Source organism: Aeromicrobium sp. EU05-FHT14F07 (assembly GCF_058790455.1).
In genome coordinates this window covers 120,884-128,815 of the sequence record NZ_JBYTCR010000010.1, presented here as the reverse complement: position 1 = coordinate 128,815, position 7,932 = coordinate 120,884, and the positions used below count along the sequence as shown (strand labels likewise).

The window sequence follows — 7,932 nt, the reverse complement described above, 5'->3', positions numbered from 1 at the left end:
GTCAACTACGAGGACACAGCGGCCCCCGACCGGGAAGCCGCATAGAGAAGCCCTCCACGATTCGGGGGGAACCACACCTCGAAGCCCGGGATGCCGCTGGCGGCGCGGGTGTGGACGGGTCCGGCGGCGACCAGGTTGGTGCGGATGCCGATCGCGCCCAGGTCGCGGGCGAGGTAGCGGTTCAGCGACTCCAGCCCGGCCTTGCACACGCCCATCCAGTTGTAGACCGACCACGCCCCTGCCGCGTCGAAGTCGAGCCCGACGAGGCTCGCCCCCGACGGTGGGCTCAGGCGGCGCAGGACCTCCGCCAGCTCCGCGTAGGAGACGGTGCTCGTGCGGAACGCCTGCTCGAGCTGTGCCGGGTCGACGCCCAGCATCGAGCCCGACAGCGCCGCCCGCGGCGCGAACGCGATGGCGTGCAGCGCCGCGTCGAGACGTCCGAAGCGGTCTCCGACGGCCTCGACGAGCTCCAGGCCCGCGCCCGGGCGGGTCGCGTCGTAGGTGAGGACGGAGTCGACGTCGAGCGACCGTGCGGCCTCCCTCGCCCGTTCGAGGTCGCGGTCGAGCGCGGTGAGCACGACCTGGGCGCCCAGCTCGCTGGCCCGTCGGGCCACGCCGAAGGCGATGCTCTCGGTCGTGACGACCCCCGTCACGAGCACGACCTTGCCGGCCAGCAACGCGGTGCTCACGCGACCATCCCGGCGATCGCGTGGTACAGCGGGATGCCGAGGACGATGTTGAACGGGAACGTGATCCCGAGCGACATCGTCAGGTAGCGCGACGGCAGTGCCTCCGGGATCGCGTGCCGCGCGACGGCCGGGACGACGATGTAGGAACCGCTGGCTGCCAGCACGGTCAGCAGTGTCAGGTCGCCGACGGACAGACCGGCCAGGACGCCGAGCACCAGGGCGAGCGTGGCCCCGAACAGCGGCATCACCACGGCGAACCCGAGCAGGAACGGCGGGACGCCCTTCACCTCGCGCAGCTGCCGGGCCACGACGAGGCCCATGTCGAGCAGGAAGAACGCCAGCAGGCCCTTGAAGAGGTCGTGCAGCAGCGGCGCCATCGTCTCGGCGCCCGTCGAACCCGAGGCAGCGCCGATGACCAGCGATCCGACGAGCAGCAGGAAGGTGCCCTCGGTGAAGGCCCCCCGCAGGACGCTGCCGACGCTGCTGCTGCCCACGCTGCCGCTGCCCTCTGGCGGCCGACCGCCGCCGTCCGGCGTCCCCGTCGTCGTGGGAGCCCCGCCGCTGCGGTCGGCCACGAGGGTCCGTGCCTCGGCGAGGGCCGGTGCGGTCGCCCGGTGCTGCGAGCGCACCCAGGTGGCGAGCAGCACGGCCATGATCACCGCCGGCGTCTCCATCATGACCAGCGCGACCGTCATGTGGCCGCCGGGCTCGTCGCCGCGCGAGGACACGAACTGCGTCGCCGCCACGAAGGTGACGGCGCTGACCGAGCCGTAGGTGGCGGCGATCGCCGCGGCGTCGAACGGTACCACCCGCCGGCGCAGCACGCGGTAGCCGATCACGGGGATCACGACGGACAGCAGGATCGCGAGCCCCATGACGGTGAGCGCGGTGCTGGTGATCCCGGTGGCCGCGAGCGCCTCGCCGCCCTTGAAGCCGATCGACATGAGCAGGTAGAGCGAGAGGAACTTCGTGACGGCCGGTGGAACCTCGAGGTTCGAGCGCAGGGTCCCGGCCAGCAGGCCGAGCACGAAGAACAGGATGACCGGGTCGGTGAGGTTGCTGAGCATGGACAGATCCATGGAGGACTCCTGGGCTGGCAGGGGGATCTCGTCCGCGCGGTGTCGCCACCCCGTCCGGCGCCGAGCGGTGAGAGATCGTTAACGGGAAGCACAATACCGGTATTGATGTGCCGGTGTGGCGGACGTGAGGCACGCCACCTGCGCGGCTACGCTGGGCCCGTGACGTCGGAGCGCTCCTCGTGGACCTTTCTCAGCAACCACGGCCACGTGCTCGTCCTCGTCGCGCGCGAGCCGGGCATCCTGCTCACGCGCCTCAGCGAGCGGGTCGGCATCTCCGAGCGCGCGGCCCGCACGATCCTGCGCGACCTCGAGGAGGCCGGGTACCTCACGCGTACCAAGGTCGGACGTCGCAACCGCTACGAGGTGCACCCCGACGGACCCCTACGCCACCCCGAGGAGTCGACCACCATGGTCAGCGACCTGCTCGCCGCCTTCGGCAACTGAGCCGGGCGCCTCGTCTCAGGGGCGCGACGGCTCCCCGTCCCAGCCCGGCACGACGACCACGTCGATGCCCTCGGACTCCCACAGCGCGATGACGTTCGGGTTGTCGTCCCAGGCGCGCACGACGCGGTAGCGCTGGCGCACCTGGGCGAGGACGTCGCGCTTGACCTCGACGTCGGGACGGCCGTCGTGCTCGCCGCGCAGGTAGAGGTGGTCGGACGGCACGTCGTGCAGCGCCAGCCAGAACGACGTGCCCGCACGCCAGTGCTCGCGCCGCGCCGTGACGACCACGACGGCCCGACCCTCGCACGCCGCGGCCCGGGCGCCCTCGACGACCCAGGCGTGCGGCGGACAGCCGAGGGCGGCCTCGTGGAACGCCTCGAAGTTGCGTCGGCTCCCGCGCACGTGGTGCCGGACCCTCGCCACGTCGCACAACGTGCCGTCGACGTCGAAGATCTCGGCCTCCCGCATGGGCAGGAGCCTACGACGGGACGTCTCGTGGCGGCGTTCTCTTCAACCCCGGCGGAGGACGGCGCTGTCCGAGGTCGGCCGCGTCATCGGTACAGCGGGATCTTGATCGTGCGAGAAGGTCCGCGGCCTCCCTCTCCACTCCAGGTGCATGTCAACGCTGCCTTGAGGCGGTCGGCGTCGTACGAGAGCGACGCCTGCCAGACCTCGAGGTCGCTCGGGGCGGCTTCGAGACATCGTTGAGCGAGATCTCCACGGCTCATCCACGCTGCTGCGCCCCCCACTGTCGCGGTCGTCAACACGCATCCGACCAGCATGCCTGCGAGAAACTGGCGACTTACTCGTGTTCGTGTGGAGGTCGATGGCATGGAACCAATGTGACGTACGAGGACTCGGGCGATCCGCCCGGTCGAGGCCCGCGTGGGTTCCTCGTGCTCGCGGTGCAGGCAGCTCGAAGGACCTACGAGGGCAGGACGGCCAGCACACCGTGCACGAACAGCTCGACGCCGATCGCGAGGATCAGGAAGCCCATCACGCGGGTGAGGGCGCCGATGCCGGTCGGGCCCAGCCGGTCGACGACCGGGGTGGCGAAGCGCAGTGCGAGCGCGATGAGCAGGCCGATGGCGAGACCCGCGACCAGGATTCCGACCCGGTCGAGCGGGTCGGAGTGTCGCGCCGACAGCGCGATGACCACGCCGATCGCCCCGGGCCCGGCCACCAGCGGCAGCGCCATCGGCGAGAACGACACGTCGGCCTTGGCGGCGGCGTGCTCCTTCTCGGCCGCAGTGCTCGTCTCGCGCGGCACGATCATCCCGAATCCCGAGTGCGCCACCACGAGACCGCCCGCGATCTGCAGCGAGGCGATGGTGATGCCGAAGGCGCTGAGCACGAGGCTGCCGAGGAGCGCGAAGACGCCCAGGATCGCCGCGACGTAGATGCCGGTACGCCACGCCTGACGTCGCACCTGGTCGGCCGGCTGGCCCTCGGTCAGGGCCGCGAAGGCCGCCACAGCCCCGAGCGGGTTGGTGATCGGCAGCAGCGCCGCGAGGGCGGCGAGGGCCACGGAGACGGACGTCACGCCTCCATCGTGGCAGCCGCCGCCGCGTGCGTCGCGTCGGACCTCTCGTAGTCGCCGTCCTGGGTGCGTCGCACCAGCCCCTGCTCCTCGAAGGCGTCGAGCCAGCCCTGCATGGGCCACCGGCCCCAGCGGTCGCGGAACAGCCTGCCGTTGCGGAGCACGTCGTCGAGGTGCTGCACCGGCGGGGTCTGCGTGGGGTGGTGCTGGTGCGCGGCCCGCGCCCCGCCCACCCACGCGAGCGGCACGCCCGCGGCAGCGGCCCGCTGCCCGACGTCGGTGTCCTCGGCGCCGTAGCCGGTGTACGCCTCGTCGAACCCGCCGACCCGCTCCCAGGTGGCGGGGGTGAGGGCGAAGGAGAGCGACCAGAACAGGTCGTGCCCGTCGGCGTCGACCACGACGTCGCCGACGGCGGGGGCAGGACGGGCCGGGTGCGGCGCCGCGAGCGTGTGCACGGTGTGCAGGTCGTAGCCGCCGGCCGGTGGCGGGGGCAGGTAGGAGACGGGTCCGCAGAGCAGGGCGTGCTCGGCGGCCGGTCGACGTGACGCCTCCTCGTACGCGAGGACGAGCCCGGGGGAGGCGATGCAGTCGACGTCGAGGAACACCAGCAGGTCGGCCCCGCGCTCGATCGCCGTGCGGGCGCCGAGATTGCGGGCCGTGGCGAGCGGGAGCCGGCCGTCGGTCCGCGGCAGGTGCAGGACGTGAGGAGGTCGGCCGGGTGCGGGCCAGCGAGCCGCGCGCGGGTCGTCCATCGCGACCACGACGTGGTCGTCCGGCGGCACCGTGCCCTCCGCGAGCGACCGCTGCTGCAGCCACAGGTGCCGGTGCCGACCGTGCACGACCGTGACCACCGCGACGCGGCCCTGACCCCGCGTCGTCGTCATCGGTCCGCCGTCCGCGCGTGCGCCACGTCGAGGACGACGTCGGCGGCGCGAGCCGCGCCCTTGCCGTCGTTCCAGACCTCCCAGTCGCGGCCGTCGCGGCGCACCGCCTGCTCCAGCAGTGCGGCCCAGTCGTCGTCGGCCGGGGCCTCGGCGACCACGACGGGCAGCCGCCCGTCGGCCTGCAGCGCCTTCGCGGTGGTCCGCTGCTCGTCGTGCGGACGCTCCTGCGGCACGACCACGGCGGGCCGGCGCGCCGCCGCCACCTCGGCCAGCGCGTTCTGCCCGGCGTGGGTCACGACGACGTCGGCGCGCAGCAGCGCGGGCCACGGGTCGGCGAGCCAGGTCCCGGCGTGGCCGCCGAGCACGGTCCATGTCCAGCCGGGCGTGCCGCGTCGCGCCCGCTCGAGCGAGACGTCGTCGATGCCCGGTCCCCCGGTGCCCGAGAGGACGGTCACCTGACGGGTCGCCGGAGGTGCGGCGTGGGGCGGCTCCGGGCGGTCGTCGAAGCGCGAGAACGCGCCCACGTGCACGAGGCGCGGGTCGTCGGCGGCCACGCCCTCGACGACGTCCGCGACGTCGGCGGGCCACGGCGCGACGATGCGGTCGGCGAGGTCGAGGGCCAGCTGGTGCGGTCGGTCGGTGCGGACGCCGGGCTGCAGCATCTGCACCACGGGCACGCCGTGCAGGCGGCAGAGCGCGGCCACCTCGACCGACGTGTCCACGACGACGACGTCGGGGTCGGTCAGGTCGATCCACCGCGAGATCGTCGCCATGCGCGAGCGCAGACCGTCGTGCCCGCGGGGCACCCAGTGGAAGACGCCACCGGCGGTCGGGTCCGGTGGGAGCTCGAAGGGGTCGTCGTCGGCGTCCGGGTCGAGCCCGATCCACAGCTGCGGCCAGTCGCGCGGGGCGCGCAGCGTCGACAGCCCGGTCACCTCGTGCCCGGCGAGGTGCGGCAGGAGGGTGGTCGCCCGCATCACGTGCCCGTGCCCGTGGTGGTGCACGTAGTAGCCGATCACGCCGACGTCTCGGCGGGCTGGGTCGGGCGCCCGGCCCGTGCGTAGAGCTCCTCGTACCGCGTGACCATCCGCTGCACCGAGCAGTGCCGCACCGCGTGGTCGCGGACCGCGGCGCGGTCGAGCACCACCGCCTCGCGGGCGGCGCGGGCAAGGTCGTCGACGTCGTCGGGCCGTGCCAGGCGACCGGCGGAGACGCCGACCACCTCGGCCAGCGCGCCGCGGGCGTACGCGGCGACGGGCGTTCCGCAGGACATGGCCTCCGCGGCGACGAGGCCGTACGGCTCGTCCCATTGAGGGGTCACGAGGGCCACGCTCGCGCGGCCGACGAGGTCGCAGAGGGCGTCGGAGTGCAGGTGGCCCACGAGCCGCGCGTCGTCGCCGAGCAGCGGCTCCACCTCGCGACGGACGTACTCGGGGTCCAGGACGGGCCCTGCGAGGTCGATCGCGAGCCCGGCGCGTCGGGCGGCGAGGATGGCCACGTGCGGAGCCTTCTCCGGCACCAGTCGGCCCGTCCACACCGCTCGCCCCCCGCCCGGGCCCGGCTGCCACCGGGAGGTGTCGACGCCGTTGGGCACCACCTCGGCCCGCACGGCGTGCGCCCAGGCGGTGGCCGTGTGCCGGCTCACCGCGGCGAACGTCGACGCACCGCCGGACATGGCGATGGCCGACTCCAGCCAGCCCAGCGGCGGGGTGTGCAGCGTCGTGACCATCGGCACCGACAGCATCGAGGCCATCGCGACGGGGAGGTGGTGGAGGCTGTTGTTGTGCACGACGTCGAAGCGCGTCTGGCCTCCGCGGGCGAGGCGGAGCATGAGCGCCAGGTAGGCGTGGTGCTCGCGCATCCACGCGTCCGGGTGCGCCCCGACGTCGGCACGCGCCGCTGCGCTCGGCTCGAACGGCGGCACGTCGAGCTCCTCGACGTCGAGGGAGGGGTCGGACCCGGGTGCGGCGAAGACGCTCACCCGGTGGCCGCGGTCCACGAGCGCGCGGGCCAGCGTGGCGGTGTGCGCCTCGAGCCCTCCGTGGAACGGCTCGGCGACGGGGAAGCGAGCGGACGCGACGAGGCAGATCCTCATCGCCCACCCACGGTCACGATGCTGCACGCACCCGTCAGGGCGTCGGTGTAGACGGTGGCGTGGGCCTCCGCGAGCTGGCGACGCTGCGCCAGCCGCTGCGCGACCGTCGGGGCGGGGGCGGGCGTCGACGTCCAGGCGTCGCGCACCGCGGACACGAGGCTGTCGGCGTCGAAGCGGTGCTCGTCGAACGTGAACGGGTGCACCGGCCCCTGGTCGGCGTAGTAGCCGCAGCTCGGGGCCGCGACCGGGGTGCCGACGTCGCGGCACAGCTCGAGCCAGCCCGAGTGGGTGCCGAAGCGGTACGGCAGCACCGAGAGGTCGAGCGACGCGAGGTAGTCGACGAGCTCGTCGTCGGTGAAGTAGTCGTGCACGCGCACGTCGACGACGTCGGGCGCGTCGGCGAGCCAGGCGGCGAGGTCGGGGTCGAAGCGCGCGCCGCCCGGGTCGAGCACGTCGGTGTGGCCGTCGACCTGCAGCACGCCGCCCGGCACCTCCTGGACCGCGCGGAGCAGCGTCGGCAGGAGGGTGGCTGGGTCCATGCAGGCGCGCAGGCTCTTGACGTGCAGGCCGACGCGGAACTCGCCACCCCGGTCCGCGGGCGCCGGACGGTGGCGGGCGAGCCGCTGCATCGTGGGGGGCTCGACGACGTGCGGGTGGGGGAGCACCAGCGCGTCGCGGTCCCACCGTCGCCGCACCTCGGCGGCCGCGCCCTCGGTCAGGGTCGCCACCACCGACGCCGCCGGCACGAGCACGTCGAGCTGGGCGTCGTGCAGGGCGCGGTCGAGGTGGTGCGGGTTGCGCAGGTCGTGCACGGTGAGCACGAGCGGCTTGCCGTGCGTGCGCAGCGCCTCGACCAGCGCGGTGAGCTGCGCCGGGGCGAGGGCGTCGAAGCCGAAGTGCACGTGCATCAGGTCGAAGGAGCCGTGCGACCGCTCCACCCAGGCTGCCTCGAGCATCGCCGGCGGCCACCACGGCTGGCCCGCGGCAGCCGGTCCGCCCCCGGGTGCGGGGTCGGCCAGGCGGCGCACGGGGTCGTCGAGGTCGAGGTCGGGCGACGACAGGTGCCGCACGTACACATGCCCGGCGGGCACGGACGCGACCCTGATCTCGGGACGACCCCGGCGGGGCCCCATGGACGGCCCAGTGGACGACACCGTGGACGGCCCAGTGGACGACACCGTGGATGGCCCGGTGGACGACT

Annotated in this window: 9 protein-coding genes; 1 reads left to right on the top strand and 8 read right to left on the bottom strand. The window is 73.8% G+C overall.

The features are described 5' to 3' along the window. Positions 1 to 5: 5 nt before the first annotated feature. The gene (locus AC3WRM_RS10910) at positions 6 to 689 is read right to left on the bottom strand and encodes an SDR family oxidoreductase (protein WP_492249102.1); all 684 of its coding nucleotides are present in this window, start codon (positions 687 to 689) and stop codon (positions 6 to 8) included. Further along, positions 686 to 1,768: a sodium-dependent bicarbonate transport family permease gene (locus AC3WRM_RS10905; RefSeq protein WP_492249103.1), complete on the bottom strand. Its 1,083-nt coding sequence runs from the start codon at positions 1,766 to 1,768 to the stop codon at positions 686 to 688. Before AC3WRM_RS10905 ends, AC3WRM_RS10910 begins: the two co-directional genes overlap by 4 nt. Before the next feature lie 159 nt (positions 1,769 to 1,927). Here AC3WRM_RS10905 and AC3WRM_RS10900 point away from each other — a divergent pair, with 159 nt between their 5' ends. After that, complete coding sequence (locus AC3WRM_RS10900; RefSeq protein WP_492249104.1) at positions 1,928 to 2,212, top strand: helix-turn-helix transcriptional regulator; 285 nt, start codon at positions 1,928 to 1,930, stop codon at positions 2,210 to 2,212. A gap of 15 nt (positions 2,213 to 2,227) precedes the next feature. Here AC3WRM_RS10900 and AC3WRM_RS10895 read toward each other — a convergent pair whose 3' ends face one another. From AC3WRM_RS10895 to AC3WRM_RS10870, 6 genes are all read right to left on the bottom strand, one after another. Then, positions 2,228 to 2,680, bottom strand: coding sequence for a phosphatase domain-containing protein (locus AC3WRM_RS10895; protein WP_492249105.1), 453 nt, complete (start codon positions 2,678 to 2,680; stop codon positions 2,228 to 2,230). A gap of 457 nt (positions 2,681 to 3,137) precedes the next feature. Next, the gene (locus AC3WRM_RS10890) at positions 3,138 to 3,755 is read right to left on the bottom strand and encodes a MarC family protein (RefSeq protein WP_492249106.1); all 618 of its coding nucleotides are present in this window, start codon (positions 3,753 to 3,755) and stop codon (positions 3,138 to 3,140) included. Further along, entirely contained in the window at positions 3,752 to 4,636 is an 885-nt protein-coding gene (locus AC3WRM_RS10885) for a glycosyltransferase family 2 protein (RefSeq protein ID WP_492249107.1), read from the bottom strand. Before AC3WRM_RS10885 ends, AC3WRM_RS10890 begins: the two co-directional genes overlap by 4 nt. Next, a complete protein-coding gene (locus AC3WRM_RS10880) occupies positions 4,633 to 5,655 on the bottom strand; it encodes a glycosyltransferase (protein ID WP_492249108.1) in 1,023 nt (340 codons plus the stop codon). Before AC3WRM_RS10880 ends, AC3WRM_RS10885 begins: the two co-directional genes overlap by 4 nt. Then, positions 5,652 to 6,731 carry a glycosyltransferase gene (locus AC3WRM_RS10875; protein WP_492249109.1) on the bottom strand — a complete coding sequence of 360 codons (1,080 nt, stop codon included), beginning with the start codon at positions 6,729 to 6,731 and terminating at the stop codon, positions 5,652 to 5,654. Before AC3WRM_RS10875 ends, AC3WRM_RS10880 begins: the two co-directional genes overlap by 4 nt. Continuing rightward, complete coding sequence (locus AC3WRM_RS10870) at positions 6,728 to 7,822, bottom strand: glycosyltransferase family protein (protein WP_492249110.1); 1,095 nt, start codon at positions 7,820 to 7,822, stop codon at positions 6,728 to 6,730. The genes AC3WRM_RS10875 and AC3WRM_RS10870 overlap by 4 nt, the downstream gene beginning before the upstream one ends. Between the last annotated feature and the right edge of the window lie 110 nt (positions 7,823 to 7,932).